Source organism: Pseudomonas sp. MWU13-2100 (genome assembly GCF_023242365.1).
Lineage (GTDB): Bacteria > Pseudomonadota > Gammaproteobacteria > Pseudomonadales > Pseudomonadaceae > Aquipseudomonas.
The window spans coordinates 213,507-237,971 of sequence record NZ_JALLIX010000004.1 but is presented as its reverse complement, the minus strand read 5'-3'; the positions used below and the strand labels follow the sequence as shown (position 1 = coordinate 237,971).

Sequence of the window (24,465 nt, the reverse complement as noted above, 5' to 3'; positions counted from 1 at the left end):
GGATCTTTTAGATAACGGCTGAAAATCCCTTCATGTGGGTTCATTTGTACAAACGCCTCTAGTTCGCCACTCTTCGTCTCGATCAGACGGATTTTCCGTCCAGCGATATAGCACTTGAATATGAGAGGAATTCATTCAATGACACTTAAGCCGCTGATGCTGATTTCGACCCTTGGACTGGTTTGCCTGCTGTCTGCCTGCGCGGCCCCTGTGCCCAAGGCTGATCCGAGCGAAGCCTGGATCGGCCTGGGGCAGGGGTCGAGCGACGACCTGCTGGCAGAGCGTGTGGATGGCAAGCGTGTCGACGACGGCCGCTACTTCGAAGTGGCACCGGGCAAGCACGATCTGAAAGTGCTCCTGGTCCAGGGCGCCAACGGTAACTCCGATCAGCCCGAGTGCTCCGGCCTGGTGGAATACGACCAGTTCAAGGCCGGTAAACACTATCACCTGGTGGAGTCGGGAGCCGGCGCCAATGTTGGGGCTGAACTGGTGAACGACCGTGGCGTGACCGTGGCCCAGTCCAGGAAGTTTTCCTGCATTTGATAGCTGACAGACTTTTTCATCTTTGAGGTAGAACACCATGACATTCAAACCCCTGATGCTGCTTCCAACCCTGGGCCTGGCCTTTCTGCTCTCCGCGTGTGCCGGCCCGATGCCGAAGGCGGATCCGAGCGAGGCCTGGATCGGTCTGCAAGATGAAGCGCCGAACGACATGCTTGCCGAGAAGGTCGATGGCAAGAAAATCGACGACGGCCGTTTCTTCCAAGTGCCGCCTGGCGCCCACAAGCTGAACGTGATGCTGGTGGAGATGCCGTGGGGCGATGGCAACCAGCAGGACTGTTCGGGCGAAGTCAGTTACAACCAGTTCAAGGCCGGTGAGCACTACAAGTTGGTGGAGTCGAGCCTGGGCCAGGACGTCAGAGCCCGCCTGATGGATTCCCATGGCAAGCAAGTCGCCGAGACCGGCGACTTCCAGTGCATGCCGGGCTGATCCGGGTTCTGGGCTTGTCAGCGATGGCGATGGTGAATTCAGCGCCGCCATCGCCGGCTAGCCAGCGCCTACAATAGATCCGTGTTTCGCCGCGAACTATCGCCGAGACCGGCCCCTGTGGGAGCAGAGCTTGCTCGCGAAGAGGCCCGTGAGAGCACCAAAAGCCCCGTGGGCAAGCCCAAGTACTCATTGTGTAACGAAGCCTGGTGGCGCGGCGTCGATGGTCGCGTTGCGCCAGGCGTTCTGCAGTTGTTGGTCGAGCAGCGCCGGCACCGTCTTGCCCGGTTGGCGTCGCTGTTGATATTGGAATTGGCCGACAAGGCAATGCCCCAATAAGGCATGGCCGAACCTTCGTCGAAACGGCTGGCCTGCTAGAAGGCGCGGATCGCTTCGGAGAAGTTGAAGCCATATTGCAGGGCAATGCCCTGGCTATAGAAGGCTTCGACCTGTTCGGCGTCCTTCAGGCTGACCATCGGGTAACGGGTGCCACCCAGGCCGGTGAGCAACAGGGCAGCGACAGCAAGACGCAATACAGCCATGCAATGAGTGCTCCTTTCAGGACGCGAGTCGTTCGATTTGCGGCGCCAGGTCTTTTTGCGGAATGACCACCTGGACCAGCACGGTCTCGTCGATCACCAGCAGCTTGAGCAGCAGTTCGCGCAGTTCACCCAGGGTCGAGACCTTGTAGCCCTTGGCGCCGAAGCCCTTGGCCAGGGCCAGGTAATCCCAGCCGGGCAGGATGTCGAATGGGGCGAACTCGCCGTGTTCCTTGAACGCATTGATGTTCACGAAGGCCTGCTCGATGGCGTAGACCTCGTTGCTCATGACGAAGACCACGGCGTTCACGCGATTGCGCACCAGGGTCGACAGTGACTGGCACATCATCATGAAGCCGCCGTCGCCAGCGACCACCAGCGGCCGGCGCTGGCCGCCCAGGGCCACCCCCAGGGCGCAGCCGGTCTCGTGCCCCAGGGAACCCCAGATGGCATCGGCGACAAAGCTGTTTTCGGGCATGCCCATGATATTGCTGGCGGCATACAGCGCCGAGCTTTCACCGAGGATCAGTGCGCTGTTGTCCCACAGGCGTTGTTCGCGGGCGAAGTCGGCGAGGGTGTCGAGGAACCGCTCGTAACTCAGGGGGGCGTCGTGGTCGGTTATCTTGAGCAGCGGCGAGAGCGGTTCGCGCGCACGCAAGGGCAGCGGGAAGTCCTGGTCCAGGCCGAGGGCGCTGGTCAGCGCGGTCAGGTACTGCGGCAGCGGAACATGGGGGTAGTACTGCAAACCGGTGCGGGCCAGCTGGGTGTTGACCAGGATGATCTGGCCGAAATCCTTCTTCAACAGTTGCAGATAGTCGTCGGTGAAGATGACGCCGATGGCCAGGATGCAGTCGGTCTGGTCCACCAGGTCCTGGGTCCACAGCCGTGAGGCAGTGCCGGCATAGGTGCCGATGAATTGCGGGTGGTTTTCGTCGACAACGGTCTTGGCTTCCAGCGAGGTGGTGAACGACAGGCCGCTGGCTTCGATCAGGTGCAGGGCCTGCTTTTGCAGGCCGAAACGGGCGATTTCGATACCGAGCATGATCAACGGCTTTTTCGCTTCGCGCAGGCGTTGCACCGAGGTCTCGACCGCCGCGTCCAGCGACAGCAGGTCGCAGGCGGCCGGCAGGGCAGAGAGTTCGCCTACAGGCTCTTCGCAGGGTTCGCCCCAGACGTTCTGCCAGGCTTCCAGGTAGATCGGCCGGCGCTGGCTGATGGCGGCGACCAGCGCCCGGTCGATCAGCGCCGGCGCGGTACGGCTGTCGTCCAGCAGCTCGCAGGCGACGGTGATGTTCTCGAACACCTTGCGTCCGACTTCCAGGTCGCCGGTGGAGTGGTGGAACAGGACGTCCGCCGACCAGATGATCTGGCGATTCTTCGCCGACGGGCTGGCACTGATGACCACCACCGGATTGCGCTCGACATAGGCACCGGCAATGGCGTTCACCGCGCTGAAGGTGCCGACGCCGTATTGCAGCGACACCGCGCCGATCCCGGCATAGCGGGCGTAGCCGTCGGCCGCATAGGCGGCACTCATTTCATTGACTTCGCCGACCGGCTGGATATCGGTGGACTTTTCCAGGGCATCCATGAATTCCGAGACATAATCGCCGGGGACCTGAAACACTTTGTGGACACCCAGTTCAAGGAGCCGGGCCAGCAGGTAGTCAGCGACGGTAAAGTCTCTACGTATTGCCATGGTCGATCCCCTTATAGGCAAATTGAGTCACTTCATTCAGGGTGTCCGCGCAGTCCTTGCAGGCTGGGCGCTTGCCCGGTTCCAGGGCGCAACCGTCAGGTGTCGGCACCGGCAGCAGGGCGTAGTGCCTGGATAGCCAGGTCGGACGTTTGAGCCCGAAGAAGTCCTGGAGCGTCGATTCGGCCACGGTCAGGGCGCCTTCGACCCAGCCCTGGCCATAAGAGTAGGCCTCGCCGACGATATGGATCTGCTGGTTTTCCACCGGTCGGCGCATGCGGCAGATGATCTGGTCGAGCCGGTAATTGGCTTTCCACTCATGCCAGCCGCCGCCGTAGGGGTCGGCGTCCCAGGCGTGATAGACCGCCGAATAGGGCCGCGGCAGTTCCACCTGGTCATGGACCTGGGTGACCTGCATCTGCGCCACCCGGACCATTTCGTCGCTGACGGTGAACTGGGTCCTGGGCACCACCGGCTCGGTCTTGAGCAGCCCGGCCAGGTTGCTGGGCATGTGGCCAACGAACGGCGCACCGCCTTCCAGTCCTTTCCAGAACGGCACAGTGCCGATGTCGTTGTAGGAGGCCATTAGCAACGAGTTGAGGGTCGGTTCACCGCCTTGCTGCTCGCATTCGGTGCCCATGTAGTAGATCTGCCGCACCGGCAGGTCGGTCACCGAGCGCCCGGCCACCAGCCCGAGGGAGCGCCACCAGGGCTGTTCATAGGCGAGGAAGAGCTTGAACGCCGATTGCACCAGCACCGAGCCGAGATTGTCCTTGAGCCAGGGGTCGCTGAAGAACGGCGAGTCGATCAGTTCCAGGGAACGGCGGGGCATGGCCAGGATGATTTTCTTCGCCTTGACCACGGACTGGCCGCCGCAGTCGCGGGTACTGCCATCCTCCGTGGTGGTGGCCTGGAAGTGCAGGCGGTAGGGAAAGTCGCCGTCCTTGGCGTAGGTGATGGCGGTCAGCCGCTGGTTCATCTGTACTCGTTGCTTGCCCGGCAGTTGGCCTGGCAGCTCGGCGAACTTTGCCGCGAGGGTCAGGGGCAGGCTCTGGAAACCTTTGCTCAGGGTCAGGAACTTGGTGGTGTCGGTGTATTCGGTGGCGGGCAGCTGGGTCACGGCGCTGGCGTTGGCGACGTTGGCGTCGTAGCCGCCGGCGTCCTTCATGAACTGATAACCTTCGTTGCTCATCACCCGATAGAGCAGGTCCCAGAAGCCATACCGCCAGATTTCCTTGCCGAATACCGTGACCTGCATCTGCTGGCACAGGCTGAGCTTGTCGAAGCCCGGGTACACGTAGTTCATCACCTTGACTTGCAGGTCCTCGGGGCAGAAGCCGCGCTCGGACCAGGCCAGGTCGTAGGGGATCTTTTCCGGGGCTTCGACGAAGTCGCGATAACGGAAGCGCTTGCCGCGCAGGTAAAAAAGATTGTTCTTCGAATAGACCGGCTTGGGCGCGCCCATGGGGAAATCCTGGCTGGGCAGCTTGAGGTGCTTGACCAGGTTGTCCACCAGCACATGGCCGTCGGGGCCAGGGATGTAGCGCATGCCGCCGACTTCGGCGACCACATTGGGCAGGCCCGGCAGGTTGATACTGAAGAGTCGGCCGCCAATGCGGTCGCCGTACTCGAACAGGGCAATGTTCTGCGTATCGCCATGAACCTGTTGCAGACGCCAGGCGCTGTAGGTGCCTGAGACGCCACCGCCGACCACAGCCACGTCAAGTTCCAGCTCTTGCGACTTCATGGCGAACTCCGTTTCGAGGGGAGAGACGAACTGCGAATTCCTTTCGCGCCAAGTATTGTCGAGTTTCGCCGAAATGCCAGTTTGCCACTATGGTGGCGGGTCGACGGCCAGGTCACTGACCGTCGACCCGCTGCAAGAACGCGGGGGGAATCAGGTTGCCGGGGTACTCAGGAAAATCTCCAGGCGTTCGGCATAAGCGGTGAATTGTTCCAGGTGCGGATAGCGTGTCGCCGGGCATTGCTCGGGGAGCATCATCTTGCTGAAGCTCCAGGCAACCGCCAGGCTGATGCCTTCCTGACGAATCGTGCCGTCCTGCGGCAGCGGTTGGCGTGCCAGTTCGTGCTCGATTTGCGTGTAGGCGGCTGCCAATTGGCCGCCGACCCTTTCCAACCAGGGCCCGTGCTGTTTTTCCGCCGGGCGCAGGTTCTTCTCATAGACGATCTGCACCGATTTTTCGCAAGCCGCCAGAGCCAGCCCGATCAGCCGCAGTCCGCGCACTTGCTCGGCCAGGTTGGTATAGGCCGGGCCCGGGCCGGCGAGCAGCGCCAGGTACTCGATGATCAGCCCGGAGTCCATCAACACTTCACCGCTGTCGCAGACCAGGGTCGGGGCCTTGACCACCGGGTTGATCTGCGCAAAGCGCTCGAAGTCACGAAACACCGAGACCGACTGGTGTTCGAAGGCGATGCCCAGGTGCTTGAGGGTGATGGCGACCCGGCGCACGTAAGGTGAGTCCAGCATTCCGATAAGTTTCATTGATCCTGTCCTTTTGATGCGGGAAGAAACCTTGTGGCAGCCCCTAGGCCTTGCGCCGGTTGCCGCGGTGGACACCCAGGCAGACGCCCACGGCGACCACCACCGGCAGGATCAGCGCCCATAAGCCCCAGGCAAGATAGAGCAAGGCGGCGCTGATGCAGCCTGAGGCAAAGGCCAGCAGTGTCGAGCAAATCGGTTTCAGACGTTGCTTGATGATTGTCCGTTGTTCTATATCCCGCTCGGTCCACAGGGCAAACACATCGACGGCGAACTGGGTGACGTTGCCCGTCATCAGCGTGGTTGGCGGGGTACCTTTCATATGCTGGCGGGAAATCGCGTTCTGAATGGCCATGGCGGTGACCCCGGTCATGCCGGTGATCAGCGCGGTGGCGCTGTCACCGTCGGTAAAGGGACCCCAGAGAATCGCCAGCAAGGCAAAAGCCGCGAGCAACAGGGTATGGGTGACCAGCAGCAGGCGCAGCGGTGCCAGTCCTCGTCGATGGATGGCCACTGCGGCCAGGTGCGTCAGCCCCACCACCAGCACGAACACCGGCAGCGCGATCAGCTTGGGCAATGCACCGGAGGTGCCATGGACAATGCTCACACCCAAGGTGACGAAGTTGCCAGTGACATGGGCGGTGAACAGGCCCTGCAAGGCGAGGAAGCCCAGGGTGTCGACGAAGCCGCCGTTGAAGCTGAGAGCCGGCCCTACGCTGGGATGCAAGGGTGTGTCCATGGCATGTCCTTTCTGGTTCGGTCGTCGGGAGCGACGGATGGATCCAGACGTTAACCTGGCGCTTATCGCCGATCAAGGCAGGACGCTGGAAACCTCGGGTGGAAAATTTCATGTTGCAAGTCGGCGGGTGAATCGCCCGGCGTCATAAAAATTCGCTACCCTCGAACACCTCAGCGGACTTCCCAAGGATGTGATGCATGCGCGTACTTCAGACCAATACCCAGGACGATTTTCGGGTCAAGGCCTACGCCGGGACCAGCGGCGTGTTGCTGGCCATCGACCTTGCCGAATCGCGGCGGGCCGGCCTGCTCGGTTTTGCCATCGAACGCCAGGAGGGCAGCCAGCCCTGGGAGTTCCTGTTCAATAGCCTGACGTTCCCCGGCAAGGAGCACACTTTCCCCCAGTACCATGCAACGCCGAGCAATCTGGCGCCGTTGCAGAAATTCCGCTGGGCTGACTATAACGTCGAGCCCGGGAGCACCTGCAATTATCGGGTGTACCTGGCCTACGGCACGCCCGATGCGCCGCAACTGGGCGAGTCACTGGCGGTAACGGTGACCACCGACAATGGCTTGCCCAAGGGCCAGCGGGTGATCTTCAACCGTGCGGTGGCGGCCAGCCAGGGTTTTGAACGCAAGTTTCCCGACCTGGACAAACTGATCACCACCCAGAAGAACCTGCCCATCGAAGCCTGGCCCGATGCGGCGCGCCTGTGGCTGGAAAACGGCCTGCTGGAGGAACTGCTCGGCTTTATCGCCCGGGCGACGGATGTGCAGTGGGGCCTGGATATCGCCATCTATGAGTATCAGTTGAAGGCGATCGTCGATGCGGTGAATGCGGCGCAGCAGCGCGGTGTGCGGATTCGCGTGCTGTACCACGCCAAGGTCGGCGATGAAGACACCACCCTGAATGAGCAGAGCCTGGCGCCGATTCCGGTCGAGAACAAACGCGGACGGGTCACCAGCAATATTTTCCATGACAAGTTCATCGTCCTCAGCCAGCGCGATGCCGGTGGCGAGTACCGGCCTGAAGCGGTGCTCTGCGGCAGCACCAACTTCACCGCCAACGGCGTGTATCGCCAGGCCAACGTGGTGCATGTGCTCGATGACAGCCGTCTGGCCAGCGAGTACACCCAGGTCTTCGAGGAGATCTGGGCCGCGCCGGCGGATGTGGCGGCGACCCGCAAATGGATCACCCAGAACAATCCCATGGACCCGAGCCAGCCGCTGTTCGCCGGGTTTTCCCCGCGTACCGGGCAGGGCGATTTGAAGGAGTTCGTGCAGATCATCAGCGCTGCGCAAAAGGACGTACTGTTTGCCACGGCCTTCGCCTTGCCCCAGGAAATCCTCGACGCCTTGCTCGGCAAGCCCCATGACGATGTGCTGCGTTTCGGCCTGCAGAATACCGCCAGCAGCATCTCGGGGATTCACGCCGACCGCACCGATGACTTCGTCGCCACGGCGCTGCTCAACACCGGCCTGGAGGGATGGATCAAGGAAGGTCTCTTGGGCCAGAAGGGCAATCTGCTGGTGCACACCAAGGCCATCGTCACCGACTTCACCACCGATGCGCCGACCATTATCAGTGGTAGTCACAACCTCAGTGTCGGGGCCAGCGACGGTAACGACGAGAACTACCTGGTGATCCGTGGCGATGTCGATCTGGCTGATCGTTATGGGCTGGAGATCCTGCGCTTCTACGAGCATTACCGGTTCCGCTATTACGCGAAGAAGCTGGAACTCAAGCAGGTCCAGCCGTTGTCGCCGGACAACAGCTGGAGTGATGGGTACTACCAGGAAGGTGATTTGAGGATGCTGTCGCGGTTGCGGTTTTCCGGGCGCTAACGCGATCAGGTACTCAGGTTTTTCATCGCCGCGCGATACTGCTTGGTCCGTCGCCCGATAAACAACCGATCCAGCAGCAGCGCCCACGCCGCCGAAACTTCGGGGTGAGGGCGCTTGCCCTTGCTCAGGCGCTGCAGTTGGAACTTGACCACCGCCATGCTCGCCAAGGCCACCAGTGGCTTTTTCTTCCAGTGGATCGGCGGCAGTTGCGGATGGCTGTCTCGGCCTTCGCGCCAATGCCGGGGCAGGTACGGATCCACGGCCAGCGCGGTGGCGATACCGGCCATGGCGATGCCGCTGTCCAGCACCTGCTCGACAATGGGCAAGCGCCGAATGCCGCCGGTGACCATCACTGGCATTTTCGCCACCTTCGCCAACTCGCCGGCCATTTCCATGAAATAAGCTTCCCGCGCCAGGGTGCGACCGTCCCGTGCTTCGCCCTGCATGGCCGGGGCCTCATAGCTGCCGCCCGAGAGTTCGACCAGGTCCACCGGCAAATCGTTGAGCCATTCGATCACCTGGCGGGCATCGTCGGCGTCGAAGCCGCCACGCTGGAAGTCCGCCGAGTTGAGTTTGACCGCCACGCAAAAGTTCGCTGAGACCACCGCCCGGACCGCCGTGACCACCGACAGCAACAGGCGTGCGCGATTTTCCAGCGAGCCGCCCCAACGGTCGCTGCGCCGATTGCTCAGCGGCGAGAGGAACTGGCTGATCAGGTAGCCGTGGGCGGCGTGGATCTCTACACCGGTAAAGCCGGCTTGCTCGGCGAGACGGGCGCTGTTGGCGAAACGCCCGATCACCTCCTCGATGTCGGCTTCGCTCATGGGCCGAGGCTCGGCGAACATCTTCGAGAACCCGCCCAGGTCCAGCGCGACCGCGGACGGCGCCCAGGCAATCTGGCCGAGATTGGCCATGGTCTGGCGCCCGGGATGGTTGATCTGCATCCAGAACTGCGCACCCTTGGCCCGGCCGATGGCGGCCCACTGGCGGAATTTATCCAGGTGGCGCTCATCTTCCAGCACCACACCGCCTGGGCCGGTCATGGCGCGACGGTCGACCATCACGTTACCCGTCAGCAGCAAACCCGGTTCGCCGTCGGCCCAGGCACGGTAGAGTTCCATCAACTGGACGGAAGGCGCGTTATCCAGGTCAGCCATGTTCTCTTCCATGGCAGCCTTGGCGATGCGATTCGGGATCTGGACGCCGTTGGGCAAAAGCAACGCTTGAAAGGGTGACATGCTTGACTCCGGGTCAGTGGGGAGTTCAGGCTAAGCTTAAACCTAACTTTAATGTCAAGCGTCCATTCGAGGCTCTTTATGAAGATCGGTGAACTGGCCCTGCGCAGTGGCCTGGCGGCTTCGAAGATCAGGTTCTATGAAGCCCAGGGGTTGATTCGCAAGGTACAGCGCCAGGCCAACGGCTACCGTGAGTACCCGGCCGAGGTGTTGCAGACCTTGTCGATCATTCAATGCGCACAGCAGGCAGGTTTCAGTCTTGAGGAACTGCGGGCCTTGGTGCCGGCGGCCGAGACGGGGAGCTTGGGCCATGAGGTCATGGTCGAGAGCCTGGAGCGCAAGATCGATCAGATCGAAGCGATGCAGGCTCGCCTGGCCCATAGCAAGATGCAGTTGCTGGGAATCGTCAACAGCATCCGCAACCGACCCGAAGGAACCAGTTGCACGGAAAACGCCGAGCGGGTATTGGCTTCGATCCAGTCCCCGCAACCGCAGTTGCCACTGTAGGGGCCGGTCAATTTTCGTTGTTGCAATAGTTGCCGAAGGCCTGGTAGCGCAGGGTGTGAACCACGCCCTGATGGTCTTCGTAGGTCATTTCCCGTGGGCCGATGCCGCAGTACTGAGTGTCTGAAGTAGCGAGGACCTTGGCGACATCCAGGTGAGTCGAGTAGCTGTAATCCTCGACCTTCGGGCTGTTCTGCTCAGCGGCGCTGGCGAGGCTGGCAATGCTGCTCATGGCGATCAGGGTCAGGGTAATCAGGACATTTTTCATGATGGGGCTCTCATTTGGGCTGCTGAATAATTTCAGTGCCCGTACGACGAGCCCCGCATGGATTTATTCCCTGGCCAATGAATACGATCGGCTGACGGGCAGGGGATGGCGCATCAAGCGGCCCACCACCAACGCCCCCGACATCGCCAACCACCCCGCGACCCAGAGCACCGTACCAAAGCCACCGACGAAGGCCGCGCGCGCCAAGGGCTGGACCGCCGGGCGCGCGGACTCCGGCAGCGTTGCCATGGCCGCCGGCATGTCACCGGCGACCCCCCGCGAGGCAATCGCCCGGGTCTGATCGAGCCAGGGGGCGGCCTGGGCGGTGAGGCTGGCCTGGAGCAATTGTTCGGCATGACCGGCGAGCAAGGCACCAAACACCCCGATGGTCAGCATGATCGCGCTGAAGCGCATGGTGGTGCTCATCCCCGAGGCCATGCCGGCACGTTCCCGGGGCCGATACGCGGACAGATCAGCGGGCTGTTCCAGCCAATGCGATTAGCCTCGATCAAACCCCAGATCAAGCAGATCAGCGGCACCCTGCAGGTCGCCGCCCAGCGAAGCTGGGGCCACAGCCCGGCGGGCTGGTGGCGGTGATCGCAGCGGTGTCCCTGGGCCGGGGCGTGGCGGTGGTCCCTGAGTCGGTGATCGGCCATGTTAACCTGCCGAATGTGCTGTATCGGCCGATCCACGGCTGCGCGGCGAGTTCCTGGTTGTCGCTGATTTATCGGCGTTTTGAAAAGGCCCCGGCGGTGTCGCGCTATATCGAGCGAATCAAGCGTGAATATCCCAAGGAGGGGGCTTGACCAAGCCTGACGACCGAAGCGACTTGGCCATGATCGACTATCATCGGTTAATGACCAGAAGGTCAAAAAAGTGTCGAAGAGGTCGATCTGGAACATCACCTATAAACCGTGCCGTTGGTCGGCCCCCCCGGGGCTCCGAGCTGTACGGCGAGCGAGGCCTCCTGAATAATGGCAAGTAGCCAATACTCCACCATGCATTGTGCAGGGAAGCAGGTACAATCCGTCGTTTTTTCACCGACTCCGGGGGTTGCCCGGTTCGATGTTTCAGAGATTCGTCATGCTCATTGGTAGCTATTCTTCCGCGCTGGTCTTCATGTCCCTTTGTGTGGCGATCCTGGCCTCTTATACCGCGCTGGATATGGCCGGACGGATTGCCACGGCCCGCGGTCGAGCGGTATACCTCTGGATGGCCGGCGGTGCCATGGCCATGGGCGTGGGCATATGGTCCATGCACTTTATCGGCATGCTCGCGTTCAAGCTGCCCATCGCCTTGGCCTACGACGGACCGCTCACGTTTCTGTCACTGTTGATCGCCATTCTTTCCAGTGGCTTTGCCCTGTGGTTGGTCAGCCAGCCCAGCCTGCCGGCGGCGCAATTGGCCTTTGGTGCCCTGATCATGGGGGCCGGTATCAGTGCCATGCACTATTGCGGCATGGCGGCGCTGAAGATGCAGCCCGGTATCGATTACGACCCGACCCTGTTCGGTGCCTCGCTGGCGATTGCCGTGGTCGCTTCGGCGGCGGCTTTGTGGATCGCCTTCCGCCTGCGGCGCAGTACCCCCTATGTGCGCGTGGCCCGTAGCGGGGCGGCGGTGATCATGGGCTTGGCGATTGTCGGCATGCACTTTACCGGCATGGCGGCCGCCAACTTCAGTCAGGGCAGTTTCTGTGGCGCGCTGGGCAGCGGGCTGTCGGGCAAGGGCCTGGACAACCTGGTGCTGGTGACCAGCCTGGCGGTGCTGTCGATCGCCCTGTTGACCTCGTTGCTCGATGCCCGGCTCGAAGCCCGGACGGCCATACTGGCCGACTCGCTGAGCCAGGCGAACCAGGAGCTGATCCATTTGGCGTTGCATGACACCCTGACCGGCTTGCCGAACCGTGTGTTGCTGGCGGATCGGATCGACCAGGCGATGAACAAGGCCACGGCCGAAGGCGGCTGTTTTGCGCTGATGTTCATCGATCTGGACGGCTTCAAGCCGGTCAATGATGCGTTCGGTCACCATATGGGCGATCAGTTGCTGCGCGAGGTCGCCCTGCGCCTGCGTGAAGATCTGCGCAGCCAGGACACCCTGGCCCGGATTGGCGGCGATGAGTTCGTATTGCTGGTGCAATTGGTCGAGCCGGACGATGCGCTGCAAGTGGCGTCACGTCAGGTCAGCCTGATCTCTCGGCCGTTCCGGGTGGGCGAGCAGGACCTGCAGATCTCCGCCAGCCTCGGCATCGTGCTGTTCCCGGGTAATGGCCAGACCGCCGAGGAATTGCTGATGAACGCTGACGCCGCGATGTACCACGCCAAGGGCGCCGGCAAGAACGGTCACAGTTTCTTCGACGCCTCGATGAACAGCAATGCGCGCAAGCAGTTGCAACTGCTGCAGGATCTTCGCCAGGCCCTGGAACAGCGGCAGTTCCGTCTTTTTTACCAACCCAAGTTCGACGCCCTCAAGGGCACGCCGGTCGGCGCCGAGGCCCTGTTGCGCTGGGAGCACCCCGAGGAAGGGCTGTTGCTGCCGGACAAGTTCATTACCTTGGCGGAAAAGACCGGCCTGATCATCCCTATCGGCGACTGGGTGCTGGACGAAGCCTGTCGGCAAATGCGTCTTTGGTACGAGCAGGGCTACCAGCACTGGCGTATCGCGGTGAATCTCTCGGCCCTGCAGTTCTGTCATGTGGGCCTGGTCGACAGCGTGGCCAGTGCCCTGGCCCGGCACCAGTTGCCGGCCAACAGCCTGACCCTGGAGATCACCGAAACCACAGCCATGAATGACGCCGATGCGAGCATGGAGGTGTTGCAGAAGCTTTCGGACATGGGTGTGGACCTTTCCATCGACGATTTCGGCACTGGCTATTCGAGCCTGATGTACCTCAAGCGCCTTCCGGCCAACGAGCTGAAGATCGATCGTGGCTTTGTCCGCGACCTGGAGCATGACACCGACGATGCGGCGATCGTTTCAGCCATTGTCGCGCTGGGTCAGGCGTTGGGGTTGCGGATCGTTGCCGAAGGGGTGGAAACCGACGTGCAGCAGCACTTTCTCACCCGCCTGGGGTGCGACTCCCTGCAAGGCTACTTGCTGGGGCACCCCTTGCCGGCGGAGAAATTCATGGCCGATATCGGTCGGCTTGAACGGCAGGCCGCGAGTTAGGCTTCGACGCCGTCCGGGTCTTCACCGGTCTTGTCGCGCATCATCACCGCGGCCAGGCCGGCGCCCAGCGCGCAAAACACCGCACCTACCAGGAAGGCGATCTGATACCCGTCGTTGATGGCCGAGAGTGCCGGCCCGCCCGCCGCCAGGTGCTGCTCGGTGCGTGCCGCAGCCAGGCTGGCCAGTGCCGCCAGCCCCAGTGCGCCGCCCATCATGAAGGCGGTATTGACCATCCCGGAGGCCAGTCCCGACTCGGATGGCGCGACATCGTTCATTGCCGCCAGCAGCAGTGGGTTGAACGCAATGCCCGCGCCCAGGCCCAGCAGTACCATGCCCGGAAGGACGTCGCGCAGGAAGTGGCCTGCGACCGGCGCCTGGGCGAACAACAGCAGCCCGAAGGTCGCCAGGGCCAGACCGACGGCCAGCGGCAGGCGAATGCCGAAACGCATCACCAGCTTGGCCGAGATTCCCAGTGAAAACAGCGCCATGATCAGGTTGGCGGGAAGGAATGCGAGCCCCACTTCAAAGGGTGTGTAGCCCAGCACCAACTGCATGTACAGCGCCGACAGGAAGAACCAGGCGAACATCGCGACCGCCCAGAGCACCCCGACGATATTGGCAATCGCCAGGTTGCGCAGGCGGAACAGGCGCAAGGGCATCAGCGGGGTTTTGACGCGGGTCTCGATGACCAGGAAGGCCAGCAGCAGGCCGATGGCAATCAGTAGTTGCGCGAGGGTGCGCAGCGAACCCCAGCCCATCTCGTTGCCATTGACGATGGCATAGACCGCCAGCATCAACGAGGCGGTCACGGTGAGTGCGCCGGCGACGTCCAGGTCACGGGACGGGTGTTGGTTGAGGCTGTTCGACAGCAGGCGCAGGCTCAGCGCGATCACCACTGCCCCGATCGGCAGGTTGACCAGGAAGATCCAGTGCCAGCTCAAGGTGCTGGTGAGCACACCGCCGAGCAGGGCGCCGAGGCTGCCGCCGCCGGCGCAGACGAAACCGTAGACACCCACGGCCTTGGCCCGATCGGCCGGTTCACTGAACAGGTCCATGATCAGCGACAGCGCCACGGCGCTCACCACGGCGGCGGCCAGGCCTTGAAAGGCCCGGGCCCAGATCAGCGTCTCCTGGTTGTGGGCCAGGCCACAGGCCAGCGAGGCGAGGGTGAAGAAACCGATGCCAAGCAGGAACAGGCGTCGATGCCCGTAGAGATCCCCCAGCCGGCCGCCCAGCAGCAGGAAGCCGCCGAAGGTCAGCATATAGGCGTTCACCACCCAGGCGAGGGAGGTCTGCGTGAAGTGCAGGTCGGTCTGGATCGAAGGCAGCGCGACGTTAACGATGGTGGTGTCGAGCACGATCATCAACTCCCCGAGGCACAGGACGATCAAGGCGAGCCAGCGGTGGTCCGACCCGGCGATGGGGGAGGCAGGTGCTGTCATGGGTGTGTGATCTCTCGTGTGAGGGCCGGCGATTGTAGGTCGTGGGTCGGGCGTGGCTCAATAGAGAGAGTGTAGGGAGGTTGTTAAGGCCTCAGGGCGATGGGCTGATGATCGGAAAGGGGATGTCGAAGGCCGTGCACACTCCGTGCATCCGAGCAATCCGTTGTACTTCCGCCATGGGCCTTGGCGATTTCTCGAACGATAAACAGCCCCGGCCCGACAAAGCCGTTATGGATTTGCCACGTTATCCAGTGCTGTGCGCAAGTCGGCGGCGTTGGCGAATTCGCGTTGTGAAACCAGCCGGCCGTTGTCCAGTTGCAGCCACAGTACCTTCTCCTCAGCGCCGGGGTAACGCGGCACTACGCGGCTGTCGCGGTCGAGCAAAACGCGGTAGTTGTAGTCACGCATGGCGGGAAAGGGAATCGCAGCCGGTCCTTTTCCAGCGCAGCCACTTCTTTCAGGTTGGGAATGTGGGCGTAACGTATCGGCAAAATGTTGAAGGCTTTGGTAGGGATTTCGTCGATAGAGTCGACGTCATATCCGACGCTGATGAACACGTCGCTCGGATAGACTTCCCGCGGCGGGTAGATGGGGCGAATTCCCAACTGAGAGGTGTTGGTTGACCATTCCTTGGCAACTGCTCCTGGGTCTGGGCGATCGCTTTGACAACCCGACAAGACCAGAACCCCCAGCCATAGAAATCCAATTCTCTTCATGATTGTCCCTTCTCTCATGATGGTGGCACCGCGCTATTGGCTAAGGCGACGTTGGGAGGAAAAGCAAGATTGCAGGACCTGGAGCGCAATTCGCGCCGTGATACGCCAAGCCCCTCCCTTCACACGCTGCCCTGCGAATAGCGCATACCTGCCCGCTAAAATTGTCATCAAATGAAAAGCCATTGTCGTCTGATGAGAAGCGGTGCGCATGCCGGAGTCCTACAGTCCAATCAGCGTAAATCGACGCAGCACGCCAATATTGCAGACTGGAGAATAAGAAAACATGGCCAAAGCCATACGCTTTCACGAAACCGGAGGTCCCGAAGTCCTTCGTTATGAGGACGTCGAAGTGGGCGAACCTGGTCCAGGCCAGGTTCGTCTTCGTCATGTGGCGGTCGGTCTGAACTATGCCGACACCTACTTTCGCAACGGCACCTACCCGATCCCGATGCCCAACGGTATAGGGGTTGAAGCTTCGGGTGTCGTGCAGGCCGTCGGTGAGGGCGTCACCCATGTGCAGGTGGGGGATCGTGTTACCTACACCGGTTTTCTCAACACCCTGGGGGCCTACAGCACCGAACGACTGATCTCGGCTGCGCCGCTGATCAAGCTACCGGAAACCATCAGTTTCGAGACGGCTGCGGCCATGACCATGCGCGGCCTGACGGCGTCGTACCTGATGCGTCGTATCTACGACTTCAAGGCCGGCGACAGTATTTTGCTGCATGCCGCCGCCGGTGGTGTGGGCCTGATCGTTTCACAGTGGGCCAAGCTGCTTGGCCTGACCGTGATCGGCACCGTGTCCACCGTGGCCAAGGCGGAAGTCGCCCGGGCCCATGGTTGCGATCATGTCATCAACTACAGCCATGAAGACGTCGCCTCGCGTGTTCGTGAATTGACAGGCGGCGTCGGGGTCAACGTGGTGTTCGACAGTGTCGGCAAGAACACGTTCATGGGCTCCCTGGATTCGCTCAAGCGTCGCGGCCTGATGGTTTGCGTCGGCACGGCATCCGGTCCGATCCCGGCCTTCGATCCGGTACTGCTGGCGATGAAGGGCTCGCTGTTCCTGACCCGCCCGGCGCTGGCAGACTACATCGCCGACCCGGCGGAAAAAGCCGCTCTGGCTGGCGAGCTGTTCGACCACGTTGGCAGCGGTCGAATCAAGATAGAGATCAACCAGCACTATGCTTTGCAGGATGCCGTACAGGCCCATCGTGACCTGGAGTCACGCAAGACCACTGGTTCATCGATCTTCGTCATCTAGGGGGGCCGCCTTCCATGAAAGTCGAACAATTGACCTACAACATCGGTGCGCAGTTGATCGGTGTCAACCTCGCCGATGCTTTGCATGACGAGGGGCTGTTTGCCGAGATTCGTGCCCAGTTGCTCAAGCATCGGGTGGTGTTCCTGCGTGACCAGAACATCACGCGTGCCGAGCATGTGGCCTTCGCCCGTCGCTTCGGCGAGCTGGAGGATCATCCGGTGGCCGGCAGCGACCCGGATCATCCGGGGCTGGTACGCATCTACAAGAGTCCGGATCAGCCAAGCGACCGCTACGAGAACGCCTGGCACACCGACGCCACCTGGCGCGAGGCCCCCCCAATGGGCTGTGTGCTGCGGTGTGTGGAGTGTCCGCCGGTCGGCGGTGACACCATGTGGGCCAACATGGTGGAGGCCTATGCCCGCTTGCCGGATGACGTGAAGGCGAAGATTGCCGACCTGCGTGCCCGCCACAGCATCGAAGCCAGCTTCGGCGCGGCCATGCCGATCGAAAAACGCCTGGCGCTCAAGGCGATGTACCCGGATGCCGAGCACCCGGTGGTGCGCACCCATCCGGAAACCGGCGAAAAGGTGTTGTTCGTCAACGCCTTTACCACCCACTTCAGCAACTACCACACCCCTGAACGGGTGCGCTTCGGCCAGGACGCCAATCCAGGGGCCGGCGAGTTGCTGCGCTACCTGATCAGCCAGGCCTATATCCCCGAGTATCAGGTGCGCTGGCGCTGGACACCCAACAGCATCGCCATCTGGGACAACCGCAGTACCCAGCACTACGCCGTCATGGATTACCCGCCGTGCCATCGCAAGATGGAGCGTGCCGGGATTATCGGCGACAAGACGTTCTGATCGACCGCCGCTGCATTCGCACTCGCAGACACGCCTGCCCGGTATGACCCCGGGCAGGCGGACAATCATAATAATAGGAGTAACTCATGCAATTCTTCGACGATTCCCTGCACCCGGAAAACATGGAAAAGGTGGTCATCACCGTGGCGCCCTATGGCCCGGAGTGGATGCCGGAAGACTTTCCCGAAGACATCCCGCTGACCATGGCCGAGCAAGTGCAGAAAGCGGTCGATTGTTATGAGGCCGGTGCCACGGTCCTGCACCTGCATGTGCGCGAGCTGGACGGTAAGGGTTCCAAGCGCCTGTCCAAGTTCAACGAATTGATCGCCGGCGTGCGCGAAGCCGTACCGGACATGATCATCCAGGTCGGCGGTTCGATTTCCTTCGCGCCGGAAAGCGATGGTGAAGCCGCCAAGTGGCTGTCTGATGATACCCGTCATATGCTGGCCGAGCTGACGCCGAAACCGGACCAGGTCACGGTGGCCATCAACACCACCCAGATGAACATCATGGAGCTGCTGTATCCGGAATACCTGGAAGGCACCTCCCTGGCCAACCCGGCCTATCAGGCGGCCTACAGCGAGATGACCGTGCCTGCGGGGCCGGCCTGGGTCGCGGAGCACCTGCGTCGACTGATGGCGGCGGGTGTGCAGCCGCATTTTCAACTGACCGGCATGCATGCCATGGAGACGCTTGAGCGTCTGGTGCGCAAGGGCGCCTACATGGGGCCGTTGAACCTGACCTGGATCGGCATTGGCGGTGGTTTCGACGGGCCTAATCCGTTCAACTTCTTCAACTTTGTCCACCGCGCGCCGGATGGCTGCACCTTGACGTCCGAATCGCTGCTCAAGAACGTGCTGCCGTTCAACACCATGGCAATGGCCATGGGCATGCACCCGCGAGTGGGCATTGAAGACACCATCATCGATCACCACGGCCAGCGCTTCAGCTCGGTGCAGCAGATCCAGCAGACCGTGCGCATCGCCCATGAACTGGGGCGTGACATCGCCACGGGCAAACAAGCCCGTGAGATCTACCGTATCGGTGTGCAGTACCAGAGTATCGAAGAAACCCTGTTGGCCAACGGTATGGCGCCCAACCGCAAGGCTGGACAAAAGGGTGTACCGCAACGCGGCTGACCGGCAGCCTGGACGGGAGGCCGAGGGCCTTCCGTTCAGTGCCTTGCAACACGCTCGATAACAACAAATAAAACCGAGTTTCGAGGAGGCTGCATGGCCTTTCACCCAATCGCCGCCGATGACGACTGCAGTGGCGTCGGCGTTACGCGCACCTATGCCTGGATCGTTTTTGCACTGACGTTCGGCTTGTTGATTTCCGATTACATGTCGCGCCAGGTCCTGAACGCGGTGTTCCCCTTGCTCAAGGGGGAGTGGGCCCTGAGCGATGGCCAGCTCGGCCTGCTCAGTGGCGTTGTCGCCCTGATGGTCGGCCTGCTGACATTTCCTCTCTCGCTGCTGGCGGATCGCTTCGGTCGGGTCAAGAGTCTGGCGCTGATGGCCTTGCTGTGGAGCCTGGCGACCCTGGGCTGTGGCTTGGCCCAGGATTACCCGCAGATGTTTATCGCCCGCTTCATGGTGGGTGTCGGCGAGGCGGCCTACGGCAGCGTTGGCATCGCCGTGGTGATTTCGGTGTTTCCCAAGCATCTGCGGGCAACCCTGGCCAGTGCCTTCATGGCGGGTGGCATGTTCGGTTCGGTATTGGGCATGGCCCTGGGCGGGGCCATCGCCGCCAAGCTGGGCTGGCGCTGGTCGTTCGCCGGCATGGCGTTGTTCGGCCTGCTGCTGGCGGTGCTTTACCCGATCATCGTCCGCGAAGCGCGCATTGCCCCGCAACGCGCGAGCCTGGCCGTGAACAAGGCGGCGGCAGCGGTCCAGCGTCCGCTGAGCACGCTGTGTTCCAGCCGCTCGGTGATCGCGGCCTATATCGGCAGCGGCCTGCAATTGTTCGTCGGCGGCACTGTGATTGTGTGGATGCCCAGCTACCTCAATCGGTATTACGCCATGGCCACGGACAAGGCCGGTGGCGTCGCGGCGATCATCGTGCTGTGCAGCGGCGCAGGGATGATTCTGTGCGGCATGCTCAGCGACCGCCTGTGTCGCCACTGCCCGGAGCGCAAGGTAGCCCTGGCCATCGCTTACTGCCTGGGCAGTTGCCTGCTGCTGTCAGCGGCGTTCGCCTTGTCGGCGGGGGCTGCGCAACTGCTGTTGATCTGCCTGGGCATGCTGATGGCCGCCGGTACCACGGGCCCGGCCGGGGCGATGGTCGCCAACCTGACCCACTATTCGGTCCATGGAACGGCCTTTGCCACGCTGACCTTGGCCAACAACCTGCTGGGGTTGGCGCCCGGGCCGTTCATCACCGGCAAGCTGTCTGATGTGATCGGCTTACATGCCGCGTTCCAGTGGGTGCCCCTGGTGAGCATCGCGGCGGCGGCGGTGTTTTTTTATGCCAAGTGCCATTACCACAAGGATATCGCCCGGCTGGCCGGCGAGCGTGCCGACGATTTGGAAAGTGAAGCGACATCAGGGGTGAAGGTGTGAGTAGTCATTTACGTATTGATGTGTTTTTCGATTTCATCTGCCCCTGGTGCCTGATCGGCAAACGTCAACTGGATCGTGCGCAGGACCTGTTGCGCCTCCAGCAACCGGGGGTGGAAATCACCACGCAGTGGCATGGGGTGCAGTTATTGCCACACCTGCCGGTGCAGGGCGAGCCCTTCACCGAGTTTTATCGCCAGCGCCTGGGCAGTGACGAAGCGGTGAGTCTGCGTCAGCTCCAGGTGCAACGGGCCGCGATGGCGGTGGGGGCGGCCATTGACCTGAGTCGCATCGCCATCATGCCCAATACCGCCGATGCCCATCGCTTGCTGGCGCGTGCCAGCGTGCTGGGCGATAGCGTTCGACGCGACGCGTTGCTGGATCGTCTGTTCGCCGCCTATTTCCGGTTTGGCGAGGACCTGGGTTGCCCGCAGACCTTGCTGGCCATCGGTCAAGCGTGTGGTTACGACATGGACGAATTGGCGGACTGTCTGAAAGGGGACGCCAGTCCCTTTTCAGGCAATGACGCGGCGGCGTCCAGCGGTGTGCCCAGTTTTCAGTTCAATGGTTGCCTGACGACGGTTGGTGCCCAGCCTGCCGAAGTGTTGTTGGGTGTCATGGGCGAGGCCCTTCAGGAAAACCCGCGCGCGTGGCAAGCCGTATGAGCAGGCGTGTCCCCGTGTCTGCCGGAAAACTCCCGCAGGTGGGTGACCGTGCGCTGGTGGAATTCGAGGAGAAAAGCCTGGCGCTGTTCAATATTGACGGTGAGCTATTCGCCATCGATGACAGTTGTCCCCATCAGGGGGCCTCGCTGTGTGGCGGGCGCCTTGAGGGCGGGGTGATTCAATGCTGCGCCCATGGTCTGCGCTTCGATCTGCGCAGCGGCTACCTGCTCAATTCAACCCTGCTCAAAGTCGCCAGCTACCCGGTCGAAGTCATTGACGGCCAGGCATTCATCGTCATCGTTTCCGAGGAGACCGCGCTATGAGCGCTATTGCAATTATCCGTATCCATAGCCGAACGCGTGAGTTGATGCCCGGTTTTGTGGTCAGCCTGATCGTTGCGGCGGCCGCGTCGTTCTTGTCCGAGCACTACGGTGCGCCGGTGATGTTGTTTGCCTTGCTGCTGGGCATGGGCCTGAACTTCCTGGCCGGTGACGGTACCTGCAAGGCCGGTATCGAGTTCACTGCGCGTACGGTGCTACGCATGGGGGTGGCGCTGCTGGGGATGCGCATTACCCTGGAACAGATTGCCGCGCTGGGCTGGAAGCCCGTGGCCCTGGTGGTGATTCTGGTGGTGGTGACCATTGGCGTCTCGGTGGTGGCGGCCAAGGCGCTGGGCTTCCAGCGCTTGTTCGGCCTGCTCACGGGGGGCGCAACCGCTATCTGTGGTGCGTCGGCGGCGCTGGCGCTGGCAGCGGCGCTGCCCAATCATCCGCAGAAGGAACGCGCCACGCTGTTCACGGTGATCGGGGTGTCGGCCCTGTCCACCACCGCAATGATCCTCTACCCGATGATTGCCAACTGGCTGTCGTTGTCACCGAAAATGGCTGGCGTGTTCCTCGGGGCCACGATCCACGATGTTGCTCAGGTGGTCGGTGCGGGCTACAGCATGTCGACCGAGACCGGTGATACGGCAACGGTGGTCAAGTTGATGCGGGTGGCCATGTTGGTGCCGGTGATCGTCTGTGGCGCGATGGTCACTCGTCTGCAGGGGGCCGACCCGACGGGTAAGCGTCCACCGCTGCTACCGTGGTTCGCTGTCGGTTTTCTGCTGCTGGCCTGTCTCAACAGTACCGGCTGGGTGATCCCGGCGGTTCAGGGTGCGGTCAATAAGCTGTCGAGCTGGAGTCTGGTGGTGTCCATCAGCGCCCTGGGAATGAAAACCCAGCTCAGGGAACTGGCCTCTGTCGGTATCAAGCCCATTCTGCTGATGGTGGGGGAGACGGTATTCCTGGCCGTGCTGGTGCTGCTATTGCTGCACTGGGGCTTTTAAGCGCGGCTGTACGTGCTTGCTGGCCAGGCGGCACTGCGTTGATACCTCGTCGTCGCAGGGTGCTCGACCGGTGTCACACACACCGGTTTTTTCGCGGCGACTGTACCAGCAGTTGCCGTTTTTTTTGCCTCGCGTTCAGGAGGATCTGGGCGGCGTGGAGTCGCTCGAGAGTTTGCCGCCAGCCTGCTTTTGCGTGCTGCGCCAGGTGGCGGGTGGCATGCCGAACTGAGTGATGAACCAGCGAGTGAAGGAGCTCGCCATGGAATAACCGAGCATGTCGGCGATCCGTCCCAGCGAGTAGTTCGGGTTATCCAGGTAGCGCAGCACCAGGTCGCGGCGTACGTCGTTGATCAGGTCGTTGAAGGCGCAGCCGTCGTCCTTCAGGCGACGTTGCAGGGTCCTTACGTTCATGCCCTGGGTCTGGGCGATCTGCTCGATGGTGGCGCGGCCCATCGGCAACAACAGGTAGATCGCCTTGCGCACTTCGAACAGCATCGACGGGCCTTCATGGCCGAGCAGCGAGTCGAGATAGCTTTGCGCATAACGGGCCATGGCCGGATCGGCATGGGGATTGGTCATGTCGAGGCTGGCATTGGAACAGACAATGCCATTGAACTCGCTGCCAAATTCCAGAGTGCAGCCGAACAGACGACGATGCAGGTGCAGGTCATCGGGGGGCTGGTGGGTGAAGTTGACGCTGTAGGGGCGCCAGTGGGTGCCGAGCACCGCGGCACATAGACGGAACATCACGCCGATGGCCAGCTCGATGGCTTGCCGGGAGGGCATCGGCGATTCGGTGACCACCTCCTCGCGAATGATCACCATCTTGCCGGCCTCTTCAATAAAGATGGCCAGCGAATCGTTCATCAAGTGCCGGTAATGCACCACCACCTGCAGGGCCTCACGCAGCGTGCGTTGGTGGCTGAGCAGCAGGCTGACCACACCAAAGTCCGAGAGCTGGCGCGATTCCGCCATGCTCAGGCCGAAGTTCTGGCAGCCGCTGGCGGCGGCCGAGTCTTCCAGCAGGCGCACGGCGGCATCGATGGCGATACGCTGTTCGGGCGCCTGCAGTTGGGCCTTGCTCAGGCCGACGCCGGCCAGCACATCGCGCGGGTTGAAGCCCAGGTATTGGGTGACCTCCAGATAGTTGGTCAAGACGGCGGCGCGAACAAGCTTTGGCATGCAGAGGTCTTTCCTGGGCCGGTGGCGATGGAAACGAGCCTGTCGACTATATCCAGCGCGTCGGAACTTGAACAGTTGTAACAAAGTTGATGAAACGCACCCCGTTCAGTCCCGGATCACCGCGACTGACGGGAGCCCGAGCCCTTCACTCAATGATTACGGCAACCCGCGACCCACTCGCCGGGTCTTGAGACCGGTGGTCGCGGCACGCCCGCGCCGGGAAATCTGTCATCAAAAGAAAAGTGCCTGACGTCCAATGAAAAGCGGCAGGGTTGGGCGCTCTTTAATGTCAGTCCTACAAAAAGCCTCTGGCGATAGAGCCAGTCGAGTCATCGAGAAAGCGAAGGTGTTGAAGTGGACAGACTGCTAACTGCCGCAACCGTTCTGATCGTACCGGGCCTGCGCGAGCACGTGGCCGAGCATTGGCAAACGCTGCTGGCCGCCAGGCTTTGCAAGGTGCGCAGTGTGCCGCCGCTGGAAACCGACAAGCTCGACTGCGCGGCGCGTGTGCGGGCGATCCAGCACGAACTGGAGCAGATCGACGGGCCGGTGATCCTGGTGGCCCACAGCGCCGGCGTGTTGATGGTTGCCCACTGGGCGGCTCAGTACACCCGCCCGATCAAGGGCGCCTTGCTGGTCGCGCCACCGGATCTCGATGCCGACTGGCCGCAAGGCTACCCTTGCTCTGAAACCCTGCGTCGCCAGGGTTGGAATCCTCTACCCCAAGGCCCGTTGCCGTTCCCGGCGATCGTCGCCGCCAGCAGCAACGATCACCTGGCCAGCCTCTCGGCCGTCACCGGCCTGGCCGCAGGCTGGGGCGCCGAACTGCGCAACTTCGGCGCGGTGGGTCATCTCAATCCAGCGGCAGGTTTTGGCCCCTGGCCGCAGGCCGAAGCCCTGGTCCTGGAGCTGGATCGCTAATTCAGGCGCCGGCTGGCCCCACGCCAACCGGCATTTGCCCTCATTC

General features: G+C 62.0%; 22 protein-coding genes and 3 pseudogenes. 14 read left to right on the top strand and 11 right to left on the bottom strand.

Annotated elements, in window-relative coordinates; all coding sequences use genetic code 11:
• Positions 1–138 precede the first annotated feature (138 nt).
• Both M5B99_RS05170 and M5B99_RS05165 read left to right on the top strand, forming a co-directional pair.
• Positions 139–543 carry a hypothetical protein gene (locus M5B99_RS05170; protein ID WP_248802961.1) on the top strand — a complete coding sequence of 135 codons (405 nt, stop codon included), beginning with the start codon at positions 139–141 and terminating at the stop codon, positions 541–543.
• 37 nt (positions 544–580) lie between these two features.
• Positions 581–991, top strand: a complete 411-nt coding sequence (locus M5B99_RS05165) for a hypothetical protein (RefSeq protein ID WP_248802960.1) — start codon at positions 581–583, stop codon at positions 989–991.
• Between the two features lie 371 nt (positions 992–1,362).
• On the opposite strand, the gene M5B99_RS05160 is transcribed toward M5B99_RS05165, so the two are convergent.
• From M5B99_RS05160 to M5B99_RS05140, 5 genes are all read right to left on the bottom strand, one after another.
• A complete protein-coding gene (locus M5B99_RS05160; RefSeq protein WP_248802959.1) occupies positions 1,363–1,530 on the bottom strand; it encodes a hypothetical protein in 168 nt (55 codons plus the stop codon).
• A gap of 16 nt (positions 1,531–1,546) precedes the next feature.
• The gene (locus M5B99_RS05155; RefSeq protein WP_248802958.1) at positions 1,547–3,226 is read right to left on the bottom strand and encodes an alpha-keto acid decarboxylase family protein; all 1,680 of its coding nucleotides are present in this window, start codon (positions 3,224–3,226) and stop codon (positions 1,547–1,549) included.
• The gene (locus tag M5B99_RS05150; RefSeq protein WP_248802957.1) at positions 3,213–4,970 is read right to left on the bottom strand and encodes a flavin monoamine oxidase family protein; all 1,758 of its coding nucleotides are present in this window, start codon (positions 4,968–4,970) and stop codon (positions 3,213–3,215) included. The genes M5B99_RS05155 and M5B99_RS05150 overlap by 14 nt, the downstream gene beginning before the upstream one ends.
• Before the next feature lie 150 nt (positions 4,971–5,120).
• Positions 5,121–5,726 (bottom strand): glutathione S-transferase N-terminal domain-containing protein, encoded by a 606-nt coding sequence (locus tag M5B99_RS05145; protein WP_248802956.1) that lies wholly within the window; start codon positions 5,724–5,726, stop codon positions 5,121–5,123.
• Positions 5,727–5,769: 43 nt separating this feature from the next.
• A complete protein-coding gene (locus tag M5B99_RS05140; RefSeq protein WP_248802955.1) occupies positions 5,770–6,462 on the bottom strand; it encodes a YoaK family protein in 693 nt (230 codons plus the stop codon).
• Positions 6,463–6,659: 197 nt separating this feature from the next.
• Here M5B99_RS05140 and M5B99_RS05135 point away from each other — a divergent pair, with 197 nt between their 5' ends.
• Positions 6,660–8,306, top strand: coding sequence for a phospholipase D-like domain-containing protein (locus M5B99_RS05135; protein WP_248802954.1), 1,647 nt, complete (start codon positions 6,660–6,662; stop codon positions 8,304–8,306).
• Positions 8,307–8,311: 5 nt separating this feature from the next.
• Here M5B99_RS05135 and M5B99_RS05130 read toward each other — a convergent pair whose 3' ends face one another.
• Positions 8,312–9,544, bottom strand: coding sequence for an NADH:flavin oxidoreductase/NADH oxidase family protein (locus M5B99_RS05130; RefSeq protein ID WP_248802953.1), 1,233 nt, complete (start codon positions 9,542–9,544; stop codon positions 8,312–8,314).
• 78 nt (positions 9,545–9,622) lie between these two features.
• On the opposite strand from M5B99_RS05130, the gene M5B99_RS05125 reads away from it, so the two are divergent.
• Complete coding sequence (locus M5B99_RS05125; protein WP_248802952.1) at positions 9,623–10,048, top strand: MerR family transcriptional regulator; 426 nt, start codon at positions 9,623–9,625, stop codon at positions 10,046–10,048.
• 7 nt (positions 10,049–10,055) lie between these two features.
• Here the strand turns inward: M5B99_RS05125 and M5B99_RS05120 are convergent, their stop codons facing one another.
• Together M5B99_RS05120 and M5B99_RS05115 are read right to left on the bottom strand one after the other, a co-directional pair.
• Positions 10,056–10,313, bottom strand: coding sequence for a DUF2790 domain-containing protein (locus tag M5B99_RS05120; RefSeq protein WP_248802951.1), 258 nt, complete (start codon positions 10,311–10,313; stop codon positions 10,056–10,058).
• Between the two features lie 63 nt (positions 10,314–10,376).
• A pseudogene (locus M5B99_RS05115) lies at positions 10,377–10,787 on the bottom strand (MFS transporter); the annotation flags it as partial.
• Between the two features lie 48 nt (positions 10,788–10,835).
• Here M5B99_RS05115 and M5B99_RS05110 point away from each other — a divergent pair.
• A pseudogene (locus tag M5B99_RS05110) lies at positions 10,836–11,119 on the top strand (LysR substrate-binding domain-containing protein); the annotation flags it as partial.
• A gap of 277 nt (positions 11,120–11,396) precedes the next feature.
• Positions 11,397–13,478 carry a putative bifunctional diguanylate cyclase/phosphodiesterase gene (locus tag M5B99_RS05105; RefSeq protein WP_248802950.1) on the top strand — a complete coding sequence of 694 codons (2,082 nt, stop codon included), beginning with the start codon at positions 11,397–11,399 and terminating at the stop codon, positions 13,476–13,478.
• Here the strand turns inward: M5B99_RS05105 and M5B99_RS05100 are convergent.
• A complete protein-coding gene (locus M5B99_RS05100; protein WP_248802949.1) occupies positions 13,475–14,920 on the bottom strand; it encodes a DHA2 family efflux MFS transporter permease subunit in 1,446 nt (481 codons plus the stop codon). The two genes, M5B99_RS05105 and M5B99_RS05100, sit on opposite strands and share 4 nt — an antisense overlap.
• A 228-nt stretch (positions 14,921–15,148) precedes the next feature.
• A pseudogene (locus M5B99_RS05095) lies at positions 15,149–15,334 on the bottom strand (FAD/FMN-containing dehydrogenase); the annotation flags it as partial.
• Positions 15,335–15,919: 585 nt separating this feature from the next.
• On the opposite strand from M5B99_RS05095, the gene M5B99_RS05090 reads away from it, so the two are divergent.
• The 7 genes from M5B99_RS05090 to M5B99_RS05060 all read left to right on the top strand — a co-directional run bounded on the left by M5B99_RS05090 (position 15,920) and on the right by M5B99_RS05060 (position 22,316).
• Entirely contained in the window at positions 15,920–16,900 is a 981-nt protein-coding gene (locus M5B99_RS05090; protein WP_248802948.1) for a quinone oxidoreductase family protein, read from the top strand.
• Positions 16,901–16,914: 14 nt separating this feature from the next.
• Positions 16,915–17,763 (top strand): TauD/TfdA dioxygenase family protein, encoded by an 849-nt coding sequence (locus M5B99_RS05085; protein ID WP_248802947.1) that lies wholly within the window; start codon positions 16,915–16,917, stop codon positions 17,761–17,763.
• An 86-nt stretch (positions 17,764–17,849) separates the two neighbouring features.
• Positions 17,850–18,902: a 3-keto-5-aminohexanoate cleavage protein gene (locus M5B99_RS05080; RefSeq protein ID WP_248802946.1), complete on the top strand. Its 1,053-nt coding sequence runs from the start codon at positions 17,850–17,852 to the stop codon at positions 18,900–18,902.
• A gap of 93 nt (positions 18,903–18,995) precedes the next feature.
• Positions 18,996–20,324, top strand: coding sequence for an MFS transporter (locus M5B99_RS05075; protein ID WP_248802945.1), 1,329 nt, complete (start codon positions 18,996–18,998; stop codon positions 20,322–20,324).
• On the top strand, positions 20,321–20,986 hold the full coding sequence (locus M5B99_RS05070) for a DsbA family protein (RefSeq protein ID WP_248802944.1): 666 nt from the start codon (positions 20,321–20,323) through the stop codon (positions 20,984–20,986). Before M5B99_RS05075 ends, M5B99_RS05070 begins: the two co-directional genes overlap by 4 nt.
• Positions 20,983–21,309: a Rieske (2Fe-2S) protein gene (locus M5B99_RS05065; protein WP_248802943.1), complete on the top strand. Its 327-nt coding sequence runs from the start codon at positions 20,983–20,985 to the stop codon at positions 21,307–21,309. Before M5B99_RS05070 ends, M5B99_RS05065 begins: the two co-directional genes overlap by 4 nt.
• A complete protein-coding gene (locus tag M5B99_RS05060) occupies positions 21,306–22,316 on the top strand; it encodes a YeiH family protein (RefSeq protein WP_248802942.1) in 1,011 nt (336 codons plus the stop codon). The genes M5B99_RS05065 and M5B99_RS05060 overlap by 4 nt, the downstream gene beginning before the upstream one ends.
• Positions 22,317–22,451: 135 nt before the next feature.
• Here the strand turns inward: M5B99_RS05060 and M5B99_RS05055 are convergent, their stop codons facing one another.
• On the bottom strand, positions 22,452–23,498 hold the full coding sequence (locus M5B99_RS05055; RefSeq protein WP_248802941.1) for an AraC family transcriptional regulator: 1,047 nt from the start codon (positions 23,496–23,498) through the stop codon (positions 22,452–22,454).
• A gap of 354 nt (positions 23,499–23,852) precedes the next feature.
• On the opposite strand from M5B99_RS05055, the gene M5B99_RS05050 reads away from it, so the two are divergent.
• Positions 23,853–24,419, top strand: a complete 567-nt coding sequence (locus tag M5B99_RS05050; protein WP_103499251.1) for an RBBP9/YdeN family alpha/beta hydrolase — start codon at positions 23,853–23,855, stop codon at positions 24,417–24,419.
• Positions 24,420–24,465 lie beyond the last annotated feature (46 nt).

What these genes read in the sequence shown, in the direction of transcription:
- M5B99_RS05090 (WP_248802948.1), top strand. Translation starts at nt 15,920, where the DNA reads ATGGCCAAAGCCATACGCTTTCACGAAACCGGAGGTCCCGAAGTCCTT.
- M5B99_RS05100 (WP_248802949.1), bottom strand. Translation starts at nt 14,920, where the DNA reads ATGACAGCACCTGCCTCCCCCATCGCCGGGTCGGACCACCGCTGGCTC.
- M5B99_RS05055 (WP_248802941.1), bottom strand. Translation starts at nt 23,498, where the DNA reads ATGCCAAAGCTTGTTCGCGCCGCCGTCTTGACCAACTATCTGGAGGTC.
- M5B99_RS05170 (WP_248802961.1), top strand. Translation starts at nt 139, where the DNA reads ATGACACTTAAGCCGCTGATGCTGATTTCGACCCTTGGACTGGTTTGC.
- M5B99_RS05120 (WP_248802951.1), bottom strand. Translation starts at nt 10,313, where the DNA reads ATGAAAAATGTCCTGATTACCCTGACCCTGATCGCCATGAGCAGCATT.
- M5B99_RS05155 (WP_248802958.1), bottom strand. Translation starts at nt 3,226, where the DNA reads ATGGCAATACGTAGAGACTTTACCGTCGCTGACTACCTGCTGGCCCGG.
- M5B99_RS05125 (WP_248802952.1), top strand. Translation starts at nt 9,623, where the DNA reads ATGAAGATCGGTGAACTGGCCCTGCGCAGTGGCCTGGCGGCTTCGAAG.
- M5B99_RS05150 (WP_248802957.1), bottom strand. Translation starts at nt 4,970, where the DNA reads ATGAAGTCGCAAGAGCTGGAACTTGACGTGGCTGTGGTCGGCGGTGGC.
- M5B99_RS05160 (WP_248802959.1), bottom strand. Translation starts at nt 1,530, where the DNA reads ATGGCTGTATTGCGTCTTGCTGTCGCTGCCCTGTTGCTCACCGGCCTG.
- M5B99_RS05085 (WP_248802947.1), top strand. Translation starts at nt 16,915, where the DNA reads ATGAAAGTCGAACAATTGACCTACAACATCGGTGCGCAGTTGATCGGT.
- M5B99_RS05140 (WP_248802955.1), bottom strand. Translation starts at nt 6,462, where the DNA reads ATGGACACACCCTTGCATCCCAGCGTAGGGCCGGCTCTCAGCTTCAAC.
- M5B99_RS05135 (WP_248802954.1), top strand. Translation starts at nt 6,660, where the DNA reads ATGCGCGTACTTCAGACCAATACCCAGGACGATTTTCGGGTCAAGGCC.
- M5B99_RS05105 (WP_248802950.1), top strand. Translation starts at nt 11,397, where the DNA reads ATGCTCATTGGTAGCTATTCTTCCGCGCTGGTCTTCATGTCCCTTTGT.
- M5B99_RS05130 (WP_248802953.1), bottom strand. Translation starts at nt 9,544, where the DNA reads ATGTCACCCTTTCAAGCGTTGCTTTTGCCCAACGGCGTCCAGATCCCG.
- M5B99_RS05145 (WP_248802956.1), bottom strand. Translation starts at nt 5,726, where the DNA reads ATGAAACTTATCGGAATGCTGGACTCACCTTACGTGCGCCGGGTCGCC.
- M5B99_RS05165 (WP_248802960.1), top strand. Translation starts at nt 581, where the DNA reads ATGACATTCAAACCCCTGATGCTGCTTCCAACCCTGGGCCTGGCCTTT.
- M5B99_RS05065 (WP_248802943.1), top strand. Translation starts at nt 20,983, where the DNA reads ATGAGCAGGCGTGTCCCCGTGTCTGCCGGAAAACTCCCGCAGGTGGGT.
- M5B99_RS05075 (WP_248802945.1), top strand. Translation starts at nt 18,996, where the DNA reads ATGGCCTTTCACCCAATCGCCGCCGATGACGACTGCAGTGGCGTCGGC.
- M5B99_RS05060 (WP_248802942.1), top strand. Translation starts at nt 21,306, where the DNA reads ATGAGCGCTATTGCAATTATCCGTATCCATAGCCGAACGCGTGAGTTG.
- M5B99_RS05080 (WP_248802946.1), top strand. Translation starts at nt 17,850, where the DNA reads ATGCAATTCTTCGACGATTCCCTGCACCCGGAAAACATGGAAAAGGTG.